Annotated in this window: 17 protein-coding genes; all 17 read right to left on the minus strand. The window is 36.6% G+C overall.

Going from position 1 to position 21,772, the window contains the following annotated elements:
• Position 1: 1 nt before the first annotated feature.
• Positions 2-871, minus strand: a complete 870-nt coding sequence (gene mreC, locus BV60_RS0109970; RefSeq protein ID WP_029321408.1) for a rod shape-determining protein MreC — start codon at positions 869-871, stop codon at positions 2-4.
• Positions 872-1,879 carry a rod shape-determining protein gene (gene mreB / locus BV60_RS0109975; RefSeq protein ID WP_029321410.1) on the minus strand — a complete coding sequence of 336 codons (1,008 nt, stop codon included), beginning with the start codon at positions 1,877-1,879 and terminating at the stop codon, positions 872-874.
• Between the two features lie 9 nt (positions 1,880-1,888).
• Positions 1,889-2,611, minus strand: a complete 723-nt coding sequence (gene radC / locus BV60_RS0109980; RefSeq protein WP_029321412.1) for a RadC family protein — start codon at positions 2,609-2,611, stop codon at positions 1,889-1,891.
• A gap of 120 nt (positions 2,612-2,731) precedes the next feature.
• The gene (locus BV60_RS0109985; RefSeq protein ID WP_029321414.1) at positions 2,732-4,021 is read right to left on the minus strand and encodes a methionine gamma-lyase family protein; all 1,290 of its coding nucleotides are present in this window, start codon (positions 4,019-4,021) and stop codon (positions 2,732-2,734) included.
• Positions 4,009-4,962, minus strand: a complete 954-nt coding sequence (miaA, locus tag BV60_RS0109990; RefSeq protein WP_029321416.1) for a tRNA (adenosine(37)-N6)-dimethylallyltransferase MiaA — start codon at positions 4,960-4,962, stop codon at positions 4,009-4,011. Before miaA ends, BV60_RS0109985 begins: the two co-directional genes overlap by 13 nt.
• Positions 4,963-4,984: 22 nt before the next feature.
• Complete coding sequence (gene mutL, locus BV60_RS0109995) at positions 4,985-7,093, minus strand: DNA mismatch repair endonuclease MutL (RefSeq protein WP_029321417.1); 2,109 nt, start codon at positions 7,091-7,093, stop codon at positions 4,985-4,987.
• Positions 7,094-7,136: 43 nt separating this feature from the next.
• Positions 7,137-9,782 carry a DNA mismatch repair protein MutS gene (gene mutS / locus BV60_RS0110000; protein WP_029321420.1) on the minus strand — a complete coding sequence of 882 codons (2,646 nt, stop codon included), beginning with the start codon at positions 9,780-9,782 and terminating at the stop codon, positions 7,137-7,139.
• A gap of 43 nt (positions 9,783-9,825) precedes the next feature.
• Positions 9,826-11,253, minus strand: a complete 1,428-nt coding sequence (gene miaB, locus BV60_RS0110005; RefSeq protein ID WP_029321422.1) for a tRNA (N6-isopentenyl adenosine(37)-C2)-methylthiotransferase MiaB — start codon at positions 11,251-11,253, stop codon at positions 9,826-9,828.
• A gap of 26 nt (positions 11,254-11,279) precedes the next feature.
• A complete protein-coding gene (pepT, locus tag BV60_RS0110010; protein WP_029321424.1) occupies positions 11,280-12,536 on the minus strand; it encodes a peptidase T in 1,257 nt (418 codons plus the stop codon).
• 1 nt (position 12,537) lies between these two features.
• Positions 12,538-13,128 (minus strand): DUF5662 family protein, encoded by a 591-nt coding sequence (locus BV60_RS0110015; RefSeq protein ID WP_255358145.1) that lies wholly within the window; start codon positions 13,126-13,128, stop codon positions 12,538-12,540.
• 41 nt (positions 13,129-13,169) lie between these two features.
• Positions 13,170-15,131 carry a hypothetical protein gene (locus BV60_RS0110020; RefSeq protein ID WP_051656643.1) on the minus strand — a complete coding sequence of 654 codons (1,962 nt, stop codon included), beginning with the start codon at positions 15,129-15,131 and terminating at the stop codon, positions 13,170-13,172.
• A gap of 129 nt (positions 15,132-15,260) precedes the next feature.
• Positions 15,261-15,608, minus strand: a complete 348-nt coding sequence (locus BV60_RS0110025; protein ID WP_197029548.1) for a DUF1292 domain-containing protein — start codon at positions 15,606-15,608, stop codon at positions 15,261-15,263.
• Between the two features lie 12 nt (positions 15,609-15,620).
• A complete protein-coding gene (locus BV60_RS0110030) occupies positions 15,621-16,406 on the minus strand; it encodes a DUF6033 family protein (protein ID WP_029321431.1) in 786 nt (261 codons plus the stop codon).
• A 117-nt stretch (positions 16,407-16,523) separates the two neighbouring features.
• Complete coding sequence (locus BV60_RS21930) at positions 16,524-17,267, minus strand: response regulator (protein ID WP_051656644.1); 744 nt, start codon at positions 17,265-17,267, stop codon at positions 16,524-16,526.
• Positions 17,268-17,282: 15 nt separating this feature from the next.
• On the minus strand, positions 17,283-18,338 hold the full coding sequence (locus BV60_RS0110040) for a response regulator (RefSeq protein WP_029321434.1): 1,056 nt from the start codon (positions 18,336-18,338) through the stop codon (positions 17,283-17,285).
• A 12-nt stretch (positions 18,339-18,350) separates the two neighbouring features.
• A complete protein-coding gene (locus BV60_RS21935; RefSeq protein WP_051656645.1) occupies positions 18,351-20,354 on the minus strand; it encodes an ATP-binding protein in 2,004 nt (667 codons plus the stop codon).
• 170 nt (positions 20,355-20,524) lie between these two features.
• Positions 20,525-21,730 (minus strand): DUF4349 domain-containing protein, encoded by a 1,206-nt coding sequence (locus BV60_RS0110050; protein ID WP_051656646.1) that lies wholly within the window; start codon positions 21,728-21,730, stop codon positions 20,525-20,527.
• Between the last annotated feature and the right edge of the window lie 42 nt (positions 21,731-21,772).

A 21,772-nucleotide genomic window follows, 5' to 3' on the forward strand; every position in this document is an offset into this window, starting at 1 on the left:
ATTATTTGTCCCCGGTGTTTTTGAGCTGCATGATAACCAGAACTTCATTCATATACTCAAATTGAACAACTGGAGTGATTTTGCCTGATTTTGTAAGATTATTTGAGTCTTCCTCTATTGTAGAAATATATCCTATAAGTATTCCGGGAAGATATTTATCACTGATATTTGATGTAACCACTTTATCGCCAACACTTACTTTATCAGCCTCATCTACAAGCTTTGAAAACGAAATCTGTCCATCGTTATATAGCTCAAGATTCCCCGTTGCTATCAAATTTTCAGAAGCAGAAAGAACTGTACCGCTTACAGAAGAATTATCTGCGATAATTGTTTGAACCTTAGCCCAGTCCGGTCCAACATCTGTAACTCTGCCTACAAGTCCACCTCCTGCAATAACATTCATGTCAACTTCAACACCTACATCAGTACCTTTATCTATCACAAAAGAATGGTACCAGTTACCTGCATCCTTAGCAATAATTCTTGCACCGATCTTTTTGTAGTCTGAATACTGTGCATCAAGAGCATATAATTCTCTTAGATTTGTAAGTTCATATTTATCCTGCTCAAGATTTGTATTTTCAACCGTTAATTGTTCAACCTGTTTTTTCAGTGCTTCATTTTCTTTTTGAAGAGCTCTGATACTTGCAAGATTGTCGGCTGTGCCTTTCATCCATACTCCTACAGAAGTAATCCCCTTTTGAAATGGAATTACAACAGATCCTGCAAAAGAATTGACAGATGAGTTGAAAATATCAGTATTGAATGTGATTACGATAAGACCCACACATAAAATTGTTAAAATAAAGAGGAGATATTTACTTGGAAGTGTAAATTTATCTCCCCCTCTTTTAATGACAGGACTCATTTATACATCCTCTTCAACCGAGTAAGCAAGTGCCTTATACTGATCATCCTTTATGATCTTACCAAGACCAAGTGCAACTGAACTGAGTGGATTCTCTGCAAGATTTACATTAAGGCCAACTCCGTTTGAAAGTCTCTGTGCAAGATGGCAAACCTGAGAAGCACCACCTGTTAAATATAAACCGTGCTTAAATATATCTGCTGCAAGCTCCGGAGGTGTACGCTCAAGAGTTGCTTTAATGTTATCAAGTATCTGATCAAAGCTCTCAATAAGGCACTGATCGATAAGATCTGTAGGAATAGATCTTTCTACAGGAAGACCTGTAACGATATCTCTTCCGTATACAACAGCATCCTGACCTGCCTTTTCAAGATCCTTAAGTGACATCTTAATACTTTCAGATGTCTTCTCACCAATAATTAATGAAAACTCTTTACGTATTACATTTCTGATGGCATCATCAAATTTCTTACCACCAACCTTAATTAGTTTACTTATAACGATTCCCTTCAAGGAAAGGATAGAAATCTCTGTGGTATCATATCCCACGTTAACAACCAGAACACCCTGGGAATTCATAACATCAACTCCCATTCCAAGGCCATCAGCAACAGGCTTCTTAACCATCATGATTTTCTTAGCCTTAACGCCTGATTCTCTTATAAGATCATGGAAAGCTCTTCTCTCAACTTCAGTTACATCCTTAGGAACCGCAATATAAACATCAACAGGTTTGATTGCGCCTTTCATCTGATCTGTAATAAAAAGCTTAACAAGAGATTTCATATTCTCAATATCAGCAATTACGCCATTACTTAAAGGGTAAGAAATCTTAATATTGCTCGGAGCCTTTTCGTACATATCATATGCTGAATTACCATAAGCAAGAAGTGATGTCTTATTCTCAACCGCAATGAGATTCTTTTCTACAGTAACATCATCTGTAGCCTTGTTATAAATTTTGATATTGCTTGTTCCAAGATCGATACCAAATATGTTGTTGCCCAAAATAGCCTCCTAAAATTTCAAAACATTATTTTCTAAAAAACTATAGTATTTGTGATCACCTATTATTATATGATCCAACAGATGAATACCTAAAAGTCTGCCTGCATCACTAATCTGCTCAGTCAACTCATAATCTGCTTCAGAAGGTCCGGGATCACCGCTTGGATGATTATGCAGCAAAATTATCTGGACTGCATTATCCCGCAAAGCCTGAATAAATATCTCTCTAGGTGAAAGAGATGCGGTCTTAACTGTCCCCACGGATATCTCAAAATCACTGATAAGCTGTCCCTGAGTATTAAGACACATGAGCATAACATGCTCCCTTTGATAATGACACATTTCCTCCATGTAATAATCCGCAATAGTTTTCGGATTTTTGCAGTTTAGACGAATTTTCGCCTTGCTTCTGGCAATTCTGTCAGAAAGCTCTGCTATACAAAGAAGTTTAATAGCCTTCACTTCTCCGATACCCGTTATGGACATAAGCTCCTTCACAGAAAGGTACTTAATTCCTGCAAGTCCCATTTCGTATTTGTTGCACATACTAAGAACTGCATTTCCGAGTTCCATAGGAGTTCTGTTAGAGGTTCCGGTTCTGATTATTATTGCAAGTAATTCTGCATCTGTTAAAGAATGAGCTCCTATATGCATAAATCTTTCATATGGAAGCATTTCTCGATAGCCATCATCCTCTGCGAGCATAAGATTAATAGATCTTTTGTTTTTCATTTTTTCCTTTCCAATGCTTCTTCGGGCTTGAATTTGAAAAAAAGAAAATCAGACCTCAAATGATTATACCACAATTTAGCCACGTATCAACTACGCTTATTTATCAAAATAATTATATACTCAGATTTTTACAAGTCCTTTTTCATACATTACAGCAAGCGTCTTCATGATACCGTATTTAACATGCTGCCAGGTAAGTCCACCCTGAAAGAATACTGAATAAGGCTCGCGCAAAGGGCCATCAGCAGATAATTCTATAGAACTGCCCGATACAAATGCTCCGGCTGCCATGATAACCTGCGAATCATACCCAGGCATATCCCAAGGCTCCGGTGTAACATAGGAATCCACAGGTGCTGCAGCCTGAATACCTTCGCAAAAAGAAGTAAGAAGCAAAGGATCATTGAAGGTAATTGCCTGAATTATGTCATAGCGCTCTTCTGTTCCGTTCGGCAGTACGAAAAATCCAAGCTTTTCATATATATTTGCCGCAAAAATAGCACCCATTAAAGCATTTGCGGTAACGTTCGGAGCAAGAAACAGCCCCTGGTAAAATTGAGGAAGTATCCCCAGCGACGCTCCTACTTCTTTTCCAAGTCCCGGTGAAGTAAGTCTGTAAGCAGCATTTTCAACACATTCCTTCTTGCCTGCTATATATCCGCCAATCGGAGCCAGACCGCCTCCCGGATTTTTTATAAGAGACCCCACAACCATATCCGCGCCTACATCGGTAGGTTCAATAGTTTCGACAAATTCTCCATAGCAGTTATCAACCATGCATATCACTTCAGGCTTTATGCTTTTTATGAATTTAATTACTTCTCCGATTCTCTCAACAGACAGCGTAGGTCTTGTCTGATAGCCTTTACTTCTCTGTATGGTAACAAGCCTGGTCTTTTCATTAATAGCTGCTTTTATCCCATCAAAATCAAATTCTCCGTCCGGCAAAAGATCAACCTGTCTATAGCTGACTCCGTATTCTGCGAGCGATCCCTTTGACTGTCTTATACCGATAACCTCTTCCAAAGTATCATAAGGTTTCCCTACAGGTGATAAAAGTTCATCTCCCGGTCTTAAATTACTCATAAGAGCAAGTGCAAGAGCATGAGTTCCGCATGTTATCTGTGGTCTTACAAGTGCATCCTCAGTATGGAAAACAGAAGCATATACTGCCTCAAGCTTATCTCTTCCTATATCATTGTATCCGTATCCGGTTGTTCCAAGCAGGCAAGCTTCTGATACTTTATTATCCTGCATGGCTTTTAATACTTTTGCCTGGTTGTAATCGGAAATCTCCCTGATTTTTTCAAATCTGGGTTTTAATCCATTCCATATATCATCACAAAAATCATAGACTTCCTCCGGAATTCCCATGCTTTTGTAGATACTTTTCAAATTCAAATTTTCCATCTATTCTTAATCCTTTTAACTAATTCTTTTGCAATTATCTCATCATCCCTGTTATATTCGGATTTATCTATCCATGTCACATCTTTTTCCCGTTTAAACCAGGTAATCTGTCTTTTTGCAAAATGTCTTGTATTTCTTTTTAAAAGCTCAATAGCTTTTTCCTTGGTAATATTCCCATCAAGATATTGAAATATCTCTCTGTAACCGATTGCTTGCATAGAGGTTGCGTTTCGGTCTATATTATGTTTCAAAAGTTCCTGTACTTCTTCTATAAGTCCTTTTTCCATCATAATATCTATACGTTTTTCAATTCTGTCATAAAGAATTTGTCTTTCGTCCGTCAGAACAAAATAAAAGAAATCAAAAGAAGCTTCTTTTTCCCTCTGATCCTTATTATGTTCAGACAATTTCAGTCCTGTTTCTTTATTAAAACATAACGCTCTTATTACACGTTTAACATTATTCTCATGAAGTTCATTAGCGTAATCCGGATCAACTTCCTGTAGCATTTTATGCAGTTTGTGAATACCCTCTTCACTTCTTGATAATTCAGTAAGTTCATTTTTATATTTTTCCAATTCATTATTATCATAATTTTCGGAAAAATCTATATCATAAAGAACCGACTGGATATAAAATCCGGTACCGCCAACAATTATTGGGAGCTTGCCCCGTGAAGTAATATCATTTATTGCAGCTGTAGCCAGCTTTTTGAATTTAAATACATTAAATTCTTCTTCCGGATCAAGAATATCAATAAGATGATGTGGAACTCCCTGCATATCTGCTTCCGAAATCTTATCTGTTCCGATATTCATATTACGATAAACCTGCATAGAGTCAGCTGATATTATTTCACCATGAAGCGCTTTGGCAATCTCTATTGAAATTTTCGTTTTACCTACAGCAGTCGGGCCAGTCAAAATGACTATTTTATCCATAATAAATTTCAGAATCCTTTTATCAGTCAACTACACGTTTAAATTTCTTCTCTATTTCATATTTACTCATAGAAATAATAGTGGGTCTTCCATGAGGACAATTATAAGGATTATCCAATGTCAAAAGTTCATCGATCAGCTTTTCCATTTCCATGACAGACATTTTCATATTTCCCTTTACCGAAGCCTTACATGCCATACTTGCAATCTTGTAATTTATTACATCAGGTGTTCTGTCAAGATTTGTGTCATTTGCAAGCTCATCCAATACTTCCGTAAACATTTCTTTTTCATTGTTGCATCCGTAAATGTCAACAGGAACTTCTCTTATTGCATAATCGTGGCCGCCAAAGGGTTCAATATTAAAGCCAAGCTTTTCAAACGCTACATGATACTTTTCAAATACATCTATTTCCTGTGTTGTAAGAGACACAATAATTGGCGGTTGCACAAGCTGAGAAGCAACATCTTTTTCCTTATATCTTTTTATCATTCTCTCATAGTTGACTTTTTCATGAGCTGCATGCTGATCAACAATAAACATCTTATCCTTAAAAGCAATTATCCAATATGTATCAAATATCTGTCCAAGGATATTATATTCATTTCTGTTATCCTTCTTCAGCATTTTGTCATCAAAAAGATCAAGCTGTATACCTTTTTCTACAATAACCGCCTCGGAGCTTTTAATTATCGGTCCTGCCACTTTGCTATCCTCTTCGGATTTTGGCGGGGTATGATCTCCAAAAATTCTTGTCCAAACAGGAGATTTCACATTATCTTCTATGACTACAGGCTCCGGAGAGATACCTTCCGCAAATACAGGTTTATCTTCCTTTAACTTATTATCCTGTGTAAGTCTGCTCTTTTCAAATGGCTCAGGCACAGAATCATTTGCGTTATACTGCCTTTTTCCGGTTTCAGAGAGGGAATTACCGGAAAAGTTCTCTTCTGAAATAAATATCTCGGTTCTTGAAGCTTTATTTGAATTTGTAGGTAATAGGTCAGCTTTTGCAGCTTCGGTGTTAAAAAACTTATCCGATTGCTTATTTACATTATCAGGTTGTTTTTTTAATTGCTCAGCCTGCTTTTTGGCAAATGCTTTATCTTCCTTTTCATTTCTCAAAACTTCGGGAATCATTTCATGTTCATGCAGAGCTTTAGCAACATTTTTTCTTATGAATTCATACACAAAAGGCTGGTTGCTAAATCTGACTTCCATCTTTGAAGGATGCACATTTACATCAACAAGTTCTGTGTTCATTCTTATATGAACAACACAAAAAGGGAACTTATGCTGCATAAGATATTCCTTATATCCTTCTTCAAGAGCTTTGGAAATAACCTTATCTTTTATGTATCTACCGTTCACAAAAAAATTCTCAAAATTTCTGTTTGACCTGTTTAAAGCAGGTTCACCGAGATAGCCTTCAATTGTATATTCGTTCTCAGTAACAGATATAGGAACGAGGCACATTGAAACATCTCTTCCATATATCCTGTAAATAAGTTCTTTTAAATCACCGTTGCCGGAAGTAGTAAATTTGTCATCCCGGTTATTTATAAAATGGAAGGAGACCGAAGGATTATCCATAGCCATGTGTTCCATCAGATCGCCAACATAAGAACCTTCAGTTTGAGGTGTTTTTAAAAATTTTTTTCTTGCAGGTGTATTATAAAATAGATCTCTTACAATTATTGTTGTTCCTGTAGGAGCACCGATATCTTCAACAGATTCCTCTTTCCCTCCATTGATACAGTACCTGGTACCAACCAGCTCATTCTCGGTTTTTGTTATAAGTTCTGTCTGTGAAACTGCAGAAATACTTGATAAAGCTTCACCTCGAAAACCAAGGGATTTAAGTCTGTAAATATCATCAATGCTCATAAGTTTACTTGTAGCATGTCTTTTAAACGCATTACGAATTTCTGACTTATCTATACCGCTTCCATTATCCGTAACACGAATGAGCTTTGTACCGCCATCCTGAATCTCAACGGTTATTGAAGTAGCTCCTGAATCAATAGCATTTTCCACAAGCTCTTTTACAACGCTTGAAGGTCGTTCAACTACCTCACCTGCAGCTATCTGGTCTATAGTGTTCTGATCAAGTTCAAATATTTTAGCCATCTAATGTCTCCGCTCTTTTTCAGGCAGCCTGGTAATTATGCAATCAGGCGCCTTTCCATCTGTTTTTCAGCTGATTTTGCAGCTTATATAATGTATTTAAAGCATCCATAGGCGTAAGATTTGAAATATCAATCTCCTGTAATTCCTTTAAAACGTCCTCATCCTTCACTGTATCAAACAATGACATTTGAGAAAGATCAACAGTATCATAATGCTTAACCGTCGATTTTTTATTGCTGCTTTGATTGACTGTAATCCCCTGTACTTTCTCTGTAATATCATTATCAGTAAGTTCTTCGGCAATAGCCTTTGCCCTGTCTATTACCATATCGGGTATACCTGCCAGTCTTGCAACCTGAATACCATAGCTCTTATCAGCACCGCCCTTAATGATTTTGTGAAGGAAAACAATATCATCTCCCTTTTCTTTAACGGCAATACAGTAATTATTGACATTATCAATTTTTCCTTCAAGCTCGGTAAGTTCATGATAATGCGTTGCAAATAAGGTCCTCGCGCCGAGTAGTTTTCTGTTGCTGATATGTTCTATAACTGCCCAGGCAATTGAAAGTCCATCATAAGTAGAAGTTCCTCTTCCTATTTCATCAAGAATAAGAAGTGATTTTGAAGTTGCATTTCTCAAAATATTGGCAACTTCATTCATCTCAACCATAAATGTACTCTGACCGCTTCCAAGGTCATCCGAAGCACCTACTCTTGTAAATATTCTGTCAACAACACCTATCTGTGCAGACTCTGCAGGAACAAAACTTCCTATCTGTGCCATCAGAACTATAAGAGCAGTCTGTCTCATAAAAGTTGATTTACCTGCCATATTCGGTCCGGTAATAATAGCTACAGCATGCTTCTTATCATCAAGGAAGGTGTCATTCGAAATGAACATATCGGTTCTGTCCAGCATTTGTTCAATAACAGGATGTCTTCCGCCGGTTATTTTTAATGTTCCCTTGTCGGATAAGGTCGGCTTTACATAGTGATTTCTTTCTGCAACATATGCAAGAGAACAATATACATCCAAAAGAGCAATTCCTTTTGCTGTTTCCTGAATCCTTTCAATCTCCATAGAAATTGAATCTCTGATCTTGCAAAACATTTCATACTCAAGGTTATTGAGTTTGTCCTGCGCATTAAGAATAGTGTCTTCCAATTCCTTAAGCTCAGGTGTTGTATAACGTTCACAATTTGTCAAGGTCTGTTTCCTGATAAAATAATCGGGAACCTTGTCTTTAAATGAATTGGTAACTTCAAAGGAATATCCGAAAACATTACTGTATTTTATTCTAAGGTTTTTAATATCAAGTTTTTCACGCTCTTTTGCTTCAAGATCGGAAAGCCATTGCTTACCGTTACTGCTTGCCTGTCTGAAATGATCAATATCTGAATCAAAGCCATCTTTAATAATTCCGCCTTCTTTAATTGTCAATGGGGGTTCTTCAATAATGGACTTATCAATCAGTTCATAAATATCCTGAAGATCGTCAATCTGGTTGTAAACAGAATCAATTGCAACAATATTTCTTAGATCTTCTAAAACTATCTTTATTGCAGGTATCATTTTTAGTGAATTCCTGAAAGCAAGAAGATCTCTCGGATTTGCTGTATGGTAATTAATTTTAGCCATCAGGCGTTCCAAATCGTAGATAGGGCCAAGATATTCTCTAAGCTCATCCCTTGCGATTACATTTTTAACAAGTGCTTCTATGGCAGACTGTCTTTGTAATATATCAGCAGTTTCTATAAGAGGCTGTTCCACAAAGCTTCTAAGCATTCTGGCACCCATAGCGGTCTTGGTTTTATCAAGCACCCAGAGAAGTGTCCCTCTCTTTTGCTTATCACGCATTGTTTCTATAAGTTCCAGATTTCTCCTTGTAGATGAATCAAGGAGCATGTATTTACTGTTTATGTAAGGATAAATATGTATTATGTTAGACAATTCATCCTTTTGCATCTCATTCAGATACTTAAGAATTGCACCTGCAGAAACTATTCCGTTTGGAAAATCACTTATACCAAGACCTGAAAGACTCGAAACCTTAAAATGCTTCATGATAATCTGTTTTCCGGATTCATCATCAAAATATCTTGGATCAAGCGGATTAACAACAATATTGTTTCTGTCTTTTAAAAGTTCAATATCGATACCGCTCAGAAGAAAAGCATCATTGCATATAAGTTCTGATGGCTGAAACTTCTGAATCTCATCGATTATATCCTTAAGCTGATCAACCTCCGTAAGATAAAAATCGCCGGTTGTTACATCAGCAAAAGAAATACCACTCTTTTCATCAGAGAAGAATACGCACATGAGATAATTATTCTTCGTCTCATCAAGCGCTTGCATATTAAGGTTTGTACCCGGTGTTACAACTCGTGTCACATCTCTTTTGACAATACCTTTAGCTTCCTTAGGATCTTCGAGCTGTTCGCAAATAGCAACTTTATAGCCTCTGTTTACAAGTTTACTTAAATAACTGTCAACAGCATGATGTGGCACACCGCACATGGGTGCACGTTCTTCAAGACCACAGGCTTTTCCGGTCAGTGTCAGTTCAAGTTCTTTTGATGCAACTTTCGCATCATCAAAAAACATCTCATAAAAATCGCCGAGCCTGTAAAAAAGGATACAATCTTTATACTCCTCCTTAGTCCGCACGTAATTTTGCATCATGGGACTTAACTTTTCGTACTCTATTTCCAAAATTTCACCTCTGTTAAATACACTCCCCCGTATAGTAAAAACCATGACATTCTGTCAGTTTTACATTTACAAATTCCCCAATCATCGAAGCATCACCGGGAAAATGAACCAGAGTATTATTTGACATTCTTCCTGTTATAAGTGAAGAATCCTGCTCATTTACCTCTTCAACAAGTACTCTGTGAGTCTGACCTGTAAATCTGGATGCACGTTCCTTTGCAGTTTCCTGCACAACCTTAAGCAGTCTGTCAAAGTTAGGTTTACTTACTGATTCCGGAACCTGTTCCCATCCGGCTGCAGGAGTTCCTGTTCTCTTTGAATATATAAATGTAAATGCATTGTCAAATGCTGCTTTTTTTACTACATCAATTGTCTCATCAACATCGCTGTCTGTTTCACCCGGGAACCCAACGATAATATCCGTAGTAATAGATACATCAGGAATTGCCGCTTTAATCTTCTCCACAAGATTAAGATAGCTTTCTTTTGTATAATGCCTGTTCATCTTTTTAAGAATTTCATCAGAGCCTGACTGAAGAGGAAGATGAATATGTCTTGCAACCTTTTCGTTTTCAGCTATAACTTTAATAAGTTCATCTGACAAATCTTTTGGATGTGAAGTCATAAAACGAACACGTTCAATTCCTTCAACCTTGCAAACCTCTGAAAGAAGCTGTGCAAAACTCATTTTATCGCTTTCGGGCAGACCCTTTCCGTATGAATTAACATTCTGTCCAAGCAACATAATTTCCTTAACGCCGTCAGCAGCCAAATATTCTATTTCTCTTATTATATCTTTTGGAATTCTCGATCTTTCTCTTCCGCGGACATAAGGAACTATACAATAAGTACAAAAGTTATTGCAGCCGAACATAATATTTATTCCGGACTTAAACTTGTACTTTCTTACAATTGGCAGATCCTCCACAATCTGATCCGTATCCTTCCAGATATCGATAATCATTCTTTCGGACTCGAACATTGTGTTTAAAAGTTCAGCAAACTTAAAAATATTATGAGTCCCGAAAATCAGATCTACATGTCTATAGCTTTTCTGTATCTTTTCAATGACACCCTGCTCCTGCATCATACAACCGCAAAGTGCAATCTTCATCCAGGGCTTTTTCTTTTTTATACCGCCCACATATCCAAGACGGCCGAAAACTCTCTGGTCAGCATTATCCCTGACAGTACAGGTATTGTATATAACAAAATCCGCATCTTCAGTGTCAACTTCTTCATAACCAATCTTCGTTAAAATACCCAAAAGCTTTTCTGAGTCTCTCGCATTCATTTGACATCCGAAAGTTACAACACATGCCGTAGGTTTCCTTCCAAGTTCTTTGGAAAGCTCTTCTACATGCTTTTTAACCTTTTCAATAAACTCAAATTGTTTTTTTGTCTCTTCACCCGAATTATTTGAAACCTCAGCGTGAAGCAATGTGCTTTTGTTTAAAATATCATTACTCAAATCTCAAAATCTCCATAAATACCGCAAATCTCAAGAATAATATCCACGGTTTTTCTCATCTCGCCAATTACTGCAAATTCATATCTTCCATGATAATTATATCCGCCGGTGCAAAGATTCGGACAAGGCAGTCCTTTATATGAAAGCATTGCACCATCGGTACCACCTCTTATCGGAACGTCAACCGGAACTACATCAAGTCTTTCCATTGCTTTTTTAGCATTGTCAACAAGATGCATGTGAGGCTTTATTTTTTCAATCATATTGTAATAAGAATCCTCCATAGTCAATTCCACAGTGCCTTCACCGTATTTTTTATTAAGGAATTCAACTATGCTCTTTACCAATTCCTTTTTTTGGGTGAATTTTTCCATATCATGATCGCGAACTATATAATAAACAACAGCCTTTTCGCAGGTTCCTTTCATCATGGTAAGATGAAAAAATCCTTCTCTGTTCTCTGTATACATAGGATTCTCAAAAACGGGAAGCATAGACTGAAATTCATATGCAATAAGAGTCGCATTTAACATTCTGTTTTTAGCATCACCCGGATGAACGCTTCTTCCGTTTATGATCAGTTCAACCTCTGCAGCATTAAAGTTTTCATATTCAAGTGTACCAAGATCTCCGCCATCTATTGTGTAAGCAAACTGAGCACCAAATCTTTCAAGATCAAAATGATCTGTACCTTCTCCGATTTCTTCATCAGGAGTAAAAGCAATTTTAATCTCACCATGAGGAATTTCCGGATTCTTAAGCAGGCTTTCTGCCATAGTCATAATTTCAGCAATGCCGGCTTTATCATCGGCTCCAAGAAGAGTAGTGCCGTCAGTAACAATAAGGTCTTCTCCTTTTTTATCATTAAGAACGGGAAAATCCTTTGGTGAAAGTACATATCTTCCGTCATCCGAAAGTTTTATATCATTTCCGTCATATTTTTCAACGATACGTGCCTTAACATTTTTACCGCTTACGGCATCGGAAGTATCCATATGAGATATAAATCCAATAACCGGAGATTTTTTCCCGTTTCCATTTGTTGCAGGAATTGTTGCATATACGTAGCAATGCTCCTGATCATAAAACACATCAGAAGCACCTATTTCAGTAAGCTCTTTATAAAGAAGCTTTGCAAGATCATGTTGTCCCGGAGTTGACGGACTTTTATTTGTATGCTCATCAGACTGAGTATCAATTTTAGTATATCTTATAAATCTTTCTATAAGATCTTCCGGTTTGTTCTTTATCATTTCACTTATACTGCTCAATATTATTCTCCTTTAATTCTCTTTTCCAACGGCCTTTATCTTTGCCTGTAAGGAATATTTCCTTAATATACTTAAAAGTCGCATCCTCTCCTTGTTCTCCAAGCATATTCAGAAAAAATTCCAATTTATTTAAGGTATCCGGATGCACCAGGGATTTCAGTACTGTCTTTTCACGCTGATAGTATCTTAATGAATCCCATGAATCGTATTCATTACCTCTGTAAGTCATACATGCCGCAACTCTGTCGGCAATCATCTCAGCAATATACTTATCCGGCATTTGGCAGGGAACAATACCATTGCTATTATTTTCATTTGACTTATAAAAGTCTATCCAATATTCAAAATGATGCTTATTTCTCCCTTTATGATGAAGCCATGTTCTGGAATAACCAAAAAGTTCACGTTCCCTGGTATTAGGAGAACGTGTTCCCTGATAATATCTGGCACCATTCCAAAATTCAGAAATTGAATATTTGGAAAGATCATGTGTTAACCCTTGAAAATAAAGTCCCATTTTAAAGCAATGTCGTCTAACAAGATGTCTGTGCTTTGTTATTGTGCAAAAATGCATTAATGTTTTGCGAATAGTAATTTTGTCTGATTTTTCCATATTTATTTAGCAGCCTTTTTCTGTGCTTTCTTTACAGGCTTGCCTGCACCGATAAGGATTTTTATCGATCTCTCACTGCATTCTATCTTAGTCTGGTCCTTTACAGTTTGCATTTTCATGTTATCCGAAGGTTCTTCAGTGTCATTAAGCACAAACCATCTCATACCTTCAGGCAGCTTCGGTAGTGCAAAAGTAACCGGATTCCAGTGCATATTATAAGCAATATAAAAGAAATCCTGTTCTTTATCTTCCTTTTCATAAAGACCGCAGTATAGCATTCCTATACTATGACTGTAGTTTGAAAGATCGGGCCTCCAGGCCTCTATTCCGTGATAAGAAAGATCAGGGTACCCGCATGCTTTATAATCCATAAGTTTAAATGCTTTGGATTCGTGAAGGATTTTATATTTAAATCTTAATCCTGACAAAAACTTAAGATAATCAATTAAATCTTTATTGGAACCCTTTTGTGCCTGACTCCAATCAATCCAACCGGTAGCATTATCCTGACAATAAGGATTATTATTACCGTCCTGTGAATTTCCAAACTCATCTCCGCCAAATATCATAGGAGTCCCTTGGGAGAACATAAGCATTGTAAAAGCATTTCTTATCTGTTTTGTTCTGAGCGATAAAACAACATTTTTTCTTGTTTTTCCTTCTACTCCACAGTTCCAGCTAAGATTATTATCCGTACCGTCTGTATTGTTTTCTCCGTTTGTCTCATTTTTCTTGTGCTCATATGATACCAGGTCTGCCAGTCTAAAGCCTTCATAATCACAAATATAATTAATGTTTCCGGCCTCAGGTCTGTTAGTAAGCATTGCTTTTATAAAATCCCCTATGGCATTATCATCTCCTTTAAGGAATCTTCTTGAAGCATACATAAAATCAGGTTTAAATTCGGCAAGAGTACGAACCCTGGGATTCTTACCGGAAAATAACCTGCCATAATCAAAACCATAATACCAGATCTTTATATCAGACAATGCCGGATCTGAAGCGACCATAGAAGGTGCTACGCTGCTTCCTTTCATATGAACGCCGTCTATATGATAGCCAAATACCCAGTGCCTTATAGCAGCACATACAAGATCTTCAGTAGCGTCTTCATTAAAATAAAACTGAAGGATAACTTCAATGCCGTTTTTATGCATCTCTTTCACAAGATCTTTAAACTCAAGATCGGCATTCTTCGGGTCTACAGCATAAGCTGTTCTAGGTGCAAAATAAAAGCCTTCTTTAAATCCCCAGAAATTAACTTTATGACGTACTGAATTTCCGTTTTTAACTACACCGTTCTCACTATAAATAATTTTTCCGCTTGTCTTATTATCATAATGGAACGAGCCCTCAGGCATATTACCGCCATTTGCAGTGTTTCCCGCCTTAGGTATATCGAGAACATTCATTTCATAGGATGGCATAATTTCAACAGCAGTTATGCCCAAACTTTTAATATATGGTATTTTTTCTATAAGTCCTTTATATGTACCACGTTTTTTTAGTTCTATTCCGCTGTTTGGACTTTTTGTATAGCCTCTTACATGTAAAGTGTATATGAAAGAGTCTTCATATTTGATATTGGGGTGTTTATCATCTCCCCAATGATACTCAGATTCATCTATTCGGCAACACAAATCTTCCTGCTTTACATTTTTTCCCCATTTCTCAAAGCCTTCGATATATGTAGCATAAGGATCTGCGAATACTTTTCCGTTTTCAAAAAGCATATATCCTGAAAATACATCTGTATCTCCGACAATTTCAGCGCAAAAAATCCTTCCGTATCGAAAATCCTTTGAAAAAGTAATCTTAGTTCCTTTTTTGTCATTTTTCCGATACAAAATAATACCACAGTCATTTTCGCTATTGTAAACAGCACAAATGCGAATTCCTTTTGATGTCCTTTTTACTCCCATGGGGTATGGCAGGGAGGCTACCAATTTAAGATTTTTATTCATTATTTTTCCTTATTTGAATTTACGACATAGTATTATACCACAAAAAACATTTAATTTATCGGAAAATAATTAAAGGCAGTATGGAAATTTGCCATACTGCCTTTGTATGTATCTTAAAAAATAATCTTTTCAGTCTTCCGGATCAGCATCGATGAGTTCATCAAATTCAACATCATCAAGATACTCGTCAAAAGCATCCGCAACAGCTTCATATTCATCATCATCTTCAATATATCCAAGTTCAGGTTCAGAATCTTTGGATTTTTGAATAAACTGATAGAACCATACATTGCCGTCATTGTTCTGTCCATGCTCGTCAAGCGGAAGAAGAACAATGTAATCCTTTTCCTGAACGGTTAATACTATCAGAACAGCACAAGTAACGTTTTTCCCATCATCCAGCTCAATATCCACCGTAATTTGTTCGTCATTCTGGATTTTAGTGTTCATTTCTGTAGCGATCTCTGAAAAGATCATATGCACCTCCGTTTAGACCGAGAAGTCAAATTTACTTCCATAACCTTTTACAGGTGTTGCCTCAATCTGGCTCCAGTCTACATTTTTAATTTTATCTAAAAGCTCATCTACAGAATCGGCATAAACGGTAGTTACCTTTTCGTAAGGGGCTTCCTTTTTACTATAGCGATTTGCCCCCTGCCCCTCACGGAGCTTTTCCATGGCTTCTTCACGTTCTTTACGTTTTTCTGCTTTCGCCTCTTCTGCCTTTGCAGCTTCCTTATCAGAAGCAACCTGCTTCTGGTACTTTTCGTTTTGCTCCTTTATCTTTGCAAAAAACGAAACAGCGCCTTCAGCATCAATCTTCATACCAAGAGATTCTACTTCCTGTCCTGATTCTTTAAGCTGTTCTTTTATTTCATCAAGCTTGCCGGTAGATTCGTCGATAATATTCATATATTTATTCTTCGTCTCTTCATCGGCAGCCATCTGTTCAAGTATTTCAGGCTCGATCAGTACACTGTAATCCTTGGTACCTCGGGACATAATGTCTTCTGCTTCTTCATCCGAAGAATAGTTTGACACAAAAAAGTCCATATTGCCATACTTTTCTTTCAGTTCATCCAAAAGTTTTTTGGCACCTTCTGAAAGTTCGACACCTTCCTGTACATGTGTTTCGGAAATACCTTTGTTTTTCAGAACACCTAATTGTGTGTCATTCTTCTTTGTATTTTCAGTTTTACCGGTGTGGTGATTCTTGGTTTGATAAGCACTTAACTGATTTGCATAATTGGCCCCTATGCCATTTACCATACTCATATGAAACCCTCCTTTGTTCATGAACCCGCAACATCCTTGTCGCTTAGATGGATATACTACTCCAATATTTTTATCGGCAAGCGTTCAAATAAACTTTACACTAAAAATATAAAATTTTTATCTCATTCTGAAGAAATTATCAATTTTTAGGTGTAAAGAAGTTTTATCAATTGTTTTTAAAATATAATCAGCAGGTTTTAGTGCAAGAACTCTTACAATGCTGGCTTTATCTCCTTTGGAAGTAAGAAACATTACCGGTATGTCTTTTATGCTCATATCACTCTTGAACATTTCAAGAACCTTCGGCCCTGATGTTACAGGCATCTCATAATCAAGAAGTATAAGATCAGCTTTGTTCTTAGCCAGCCATGTAATAGCCTGTATTCCTGAATTTGCCATTGATACCTTATACTCATCCTTAAGCCAGTCTCTGATTGTCCTCATGTAAGAAACATCATCATCAACGATAAGAACACTTTTTTTATTGGTATCCATGATCTCATCCATAAAGAATTTATTCATGGTTTCCAAAAAACTATCCATCTGAAGAGGTCTTTCGAAAAAGCTATGAACATGTGACTCAGGCAGATATGTTAGAGCTTCTTCATATTCAAGAGGATTACAGATAAAAATTACCTGCCTGTGGGTTTCAAGACACAAATCCTTTAAATATATCAAGCTTTTGGGCACAATCTCATCAAGATAGTAAATGAAAACTTCAGCACTCTCCTGTTTCTTCTGAAGGTCTTCTACCTTATCAGGAGAAAATGTTGCAGTAATTCCAACATCCTTAAGCTTCATGATAAGTCCTTTTACCATAAAAGTCTCATTTGAACTTATGATAGTCGCATTCTTAGCCATAATATTCTCCCAAGATTATTTTTCTGCAAGAATCTTTTTCATATCATCCCAATTAAGTCCTGCTAAAAGTCTTTCAAACTCTGAAAAACGTTTTGCATCAGCATCAGGAAGTTTATAATCCTTCATTGACTTTATAACCATATCAGCAAGATCAAAGTCCATTGCCTCAATAAATTCTGACAGTGCAGCATATGCATCATTTAAAGCATCCTCTGATACCGGAGGCTTTTCATCTTCACTATCATCGGAAAGAAATGAGAGCTTTTCTTTAAATGACCTGTAGTCTGAAAGAAGTGCATCTGTTTCATTTTTTATCTTTCCGATATCATTATTATTGCCGGCTTCTTCAAGTCCTTTTGCATCAGCCCACAATTTTGTTGCACCGATCAAATTCGCTGAGCTCTTGAGTGCGTGAACTTTTATAGTGTAATTTTTGTAGTCTTCATTTTTATAATATCCTTCAATCTCATCTGCTTTAAAATCTATAGAGTTGAAGAAAATACCAATAGCAGTTAAATAACCTTCCTCAGAACCGCAAAGAGAAATTCCTTTCTCATAATCTATTTCAGGTATTTCTGATATTGCTTTTATTATGTTCTGATTCTCGTTTTCATGTGAATCTATATTATCAGGAACTGTGGTTACATCAGTTTCTTCATTTTTATTCGCTGTAGGAAGCTTTAATTCATTTCTGATATTATCAGGCAGATACATTATCAGAACAGCCATAAGTTGTTTAAATTCTACAGGTTTATCAAGATAATTGGCAAAACCGGCTTCGAGACAGTTTTTCCCCTCATTAGGATCATCAGGTGAAACCAGTGCAATTACAGGTGTGGATTCATTTCTGTTATCAATACCATCCCTTATTTGCGAAAAAGTTTGAATTCCATTCATATAAGGCATCAGATAATCCATCAGGATTATGGAATACTCTTCCTGCCGAACAGCTTTCAGACACTCTTTACCGTCCCCTGCCTCATCGGAATCAACCCCAAGATATTCCAAGAGCTTTTTAATGAAAAATCTGTCCAGTTCGGAATCATCAACAATCAATACCTTAGCGTTCACTCGAACCTCCAATTATCGCCTTATCTTAGCTCGTTTCATCAAAAGGCCAATTGCATCATACAGTTCTTTATCATCATTATAATTTTCTCGTATATCATAAAAATCAACTACATCTTTTTTATGTGAATGTTCTCTTTTTTCATGTTTAACAGTCTTTTTGGGAGAAACCTTTTTCTTTTCATGTTCTTCAACAGAATTGATTTTTTCCTCAGGTATATACGTAAGCAGCATCCTTTCCAGAGCATCTCCAATTATCGGCTTTGAAAGATAATCCCTGAAACCTGATTTTATATATACCTCCCTTGCACCTGCAAAAGCATTCGCAGTAAGTGCTATGCTGGGAGTATCTATATTTGGATTGTTTTCATCACTCTTAAGACGCCAAAGAAACTCCATACCATCCATTTCAGGCATCTGATGATCTATAAGCATTATGTCATATTTTGTTTTTGCGGTTAATTCAAGGGCTTCCTTACCACTGGAGGCTGTTTCAATATCAACCAGAGTATCCTTAAGCAAATTTTGTGTTACAACAAGGTTTATTTCATTATCATCAACAACGAGGATTTTAGCATCAGGTGCCGTAAACAGTTCTGAATATTTTCCATCATCCTGAATAAGTCTGTCATAAGCGACCTTAAAGTCGCCAATCGGTTCCCAGCTAACAGTTTTTTGCTCAACAACAAATGAGAATGTTGAGCCTTTTCCATATTCACTTTTTACATGCAGCTCAGAATTCATAAGTTCGAGAAATTTCTGAACTATACTCATCCCAAGACCTGAGCCCTCAACATTCCTGTTCCTTGATTCCTCAATGCGTTCAAAAGGATCAAAAAGCCTTTTCATATCCTCTTCTCTTATACCGATTCCTGTATCTGAAATCGCGATTTTAAGGCCTATTGAACCATTTACATCAAGATGCCCGCCGGTAAGATAATCGACAGAAAATTGCACGCTGCCCTTTTCCGTATATTTTATGGCATTTGTAAGTATATTCAAAATTACCTGCTTTAATCTGACATTATCACCGTGAAGAAGATGAGGGATTTCTTTGTTAACAACAACATTTAGTTCCAGTCCCTTATTCTTTGCTCTTTCATCGACCATATTAATAAGCTCTGATATAAGGCCTGCCAGATCATAATCCACAGTATAAAGTTCCATTTTCCCGGCTTCGATTTTTGAAAAATCCAAAACATCGTTTATTAGCGTAAGCAGTGTATTCCCTGCAGTTTTTATTCCATGCGAATATTTTTTTAGTTCCGGATCATCATATTCACGGAGTATGAGTTCATTCATACCCAGAATTGCATTTATAGGAGTTCTGATTTCATGCGACATCTGTGAAAGAAACTGTGTCTTTGCTCCATTTGCAGCAATCGCATTAGCCTCAGCCTCAGCTGCCTTTTCACTCATTTGCTCAAATTTTGCTGAATTAAGAGCTTCTCTTATCCTCAGATTTACAAGTATTATTGTGCATATAGCTGATATAAAAATACTGGAAATTATCGAAAAAACATCTCTGGAAAAGTAAAAGTTATCTTTTCTAAAATAGCATATAACACAAAAGCAAATACAAAGAAGTAGTTCAAAAACAGCATAAAGTCTTAATCTGTCTATATATATAACTGAAAACATTATCAAAAAAAAGGGAAATAATCCTGCAGGTTGATCACGATATGGCCAAACATCAATAAAGATCAGTGTCAAATACAAAAGGCCATAAAAAAACAATGATTCCATTCTGCAAAATCTCATGCTTATGTTCTTCTCAATCAAATATTGATTCGTTATAAAGAACAAAACAATTACTACAAACAGACAATAATATATATAATGAATCCTGAATCCCTTAAGGAGAAGCTTGGCCAATATAAGCATAACTAAGTAGACACCTATCAGCGTTATAGACATCTTTTTCTGAACCAGCATATTCATCCTGATTATGTCATGTTCACATATATTAAAATATTTATCTTCTTCTTCTTTGAATTTTGCAATGGTCTCTCTTAACATTGAAAGACATCTCCGTGGCTTAATTGCTTGTAAAAACAACACACTTTCAGCTATAAACTACTTTTTTTCATCATATCATTAGCGTTATTCAATAACAATAATATGAGTTATTAAAAAAATATTAGAAAAAAATGCCCTTGGATTTTATAATTTCCAAGGACATTTTCATCTCACTTATTATGAGAACCATCTGGATTATTATTTTTTGAATTAACTATATCCGTATTTCCTTCCATAGTATCAGAGCCGGAATCACTTGCTTTTTCATTACTTGTTTGAGCACCTGTGGGCATTTGGTTATTTGCCTCCATTTGATTATCAGCCGGCATTTGCTGCATTTGTCCATTTAAAGGCATCTGTCTGCCGGGGCCATATGTCACAGGGCTGTTTGGTATTACAACTGGCTGCATAACCGGCATTGATGCAAGACGCTTTTTTCTCTTCGCTTCAGCTATCTTAACGAAGATTACAATAATAATTATGATCACAAATACAATTACTAAAACAGGTATATGTGTAATAAGAAGAAGTGCCAATTCCGTAAAGAAAGTAATAACTGCAGCCAGATTCTCAGCAAAGCCTTCTTTAGCTCTTTCAGCAAATGTAGGATCCTTCACCGGTTCAGGTGTATACTCGATTACTTCTCGCAGAGTTAGTCTAAGCGTACTATAGCTGATCTGATTGTCATAGGTGCGAAGCTGCGATTCCATAGACTCAAGCTGATAGCGTACATCTGTCAGCTTATCCTGAATAAGCATTATCTCTTCTATGCTCTCTGCCTTTTCCATTAACGTTAAAAGCTGGTCTTCTTCTGCTCTAAGCGCATTTTTATGGCTTTCAAGATCTGCATAAGTAAGTGTTACATCCGTAACATTCATATCCTGAGAAGTAATATTGCTTTCCTTAGAAACTTCAGCAATGAAATTTTCCAGTTTTTCTTCTGGTATCCTTAAGGTAAGATTAGCAGTTCTCTCATCATTATACGAGCTTTTCTCAGAACTGAAGCTCTCTACATATCCGCCAAGCTCATCAGTTCTTTTCTTTATAAAATCAAGCGTTTTATCAAATTCCTTTGTTTCCGCATTCATGCTCATGTTTGTTATGAGCTTACGTTTACTTTTTGAGTTTTGCTTTTCCTTTGTAATATCTTCAGAGTCAGTGGTGTTTTCAATATTCTCAGCATCATAATCATCATACGCTTTATCATAAAGAGCACCATCAGCCATCGCTTCTCCTGTTTCATATGAAGCTTCAGGTGCATATGAGCTTTCAGCATTCTTATATGATCCTCCTCCGGAACCGCAACCCGAAAATATAACAGCACATGAAATAGCAGCAATAAACATAGCCAAATTAAATTTATATTCTTTATTCATAGTCTCCCTCCGATTGTATTTTTTTGATTTAAAAATGCATAT

The organism is Butyrivibrio sp. AE3004, from assembly GCF_000703165.1.
GTDB lineage: Bacteria > Bacillota > Clostridia > Lachnospirales > Lachnospiraceae > Butyrivibrio.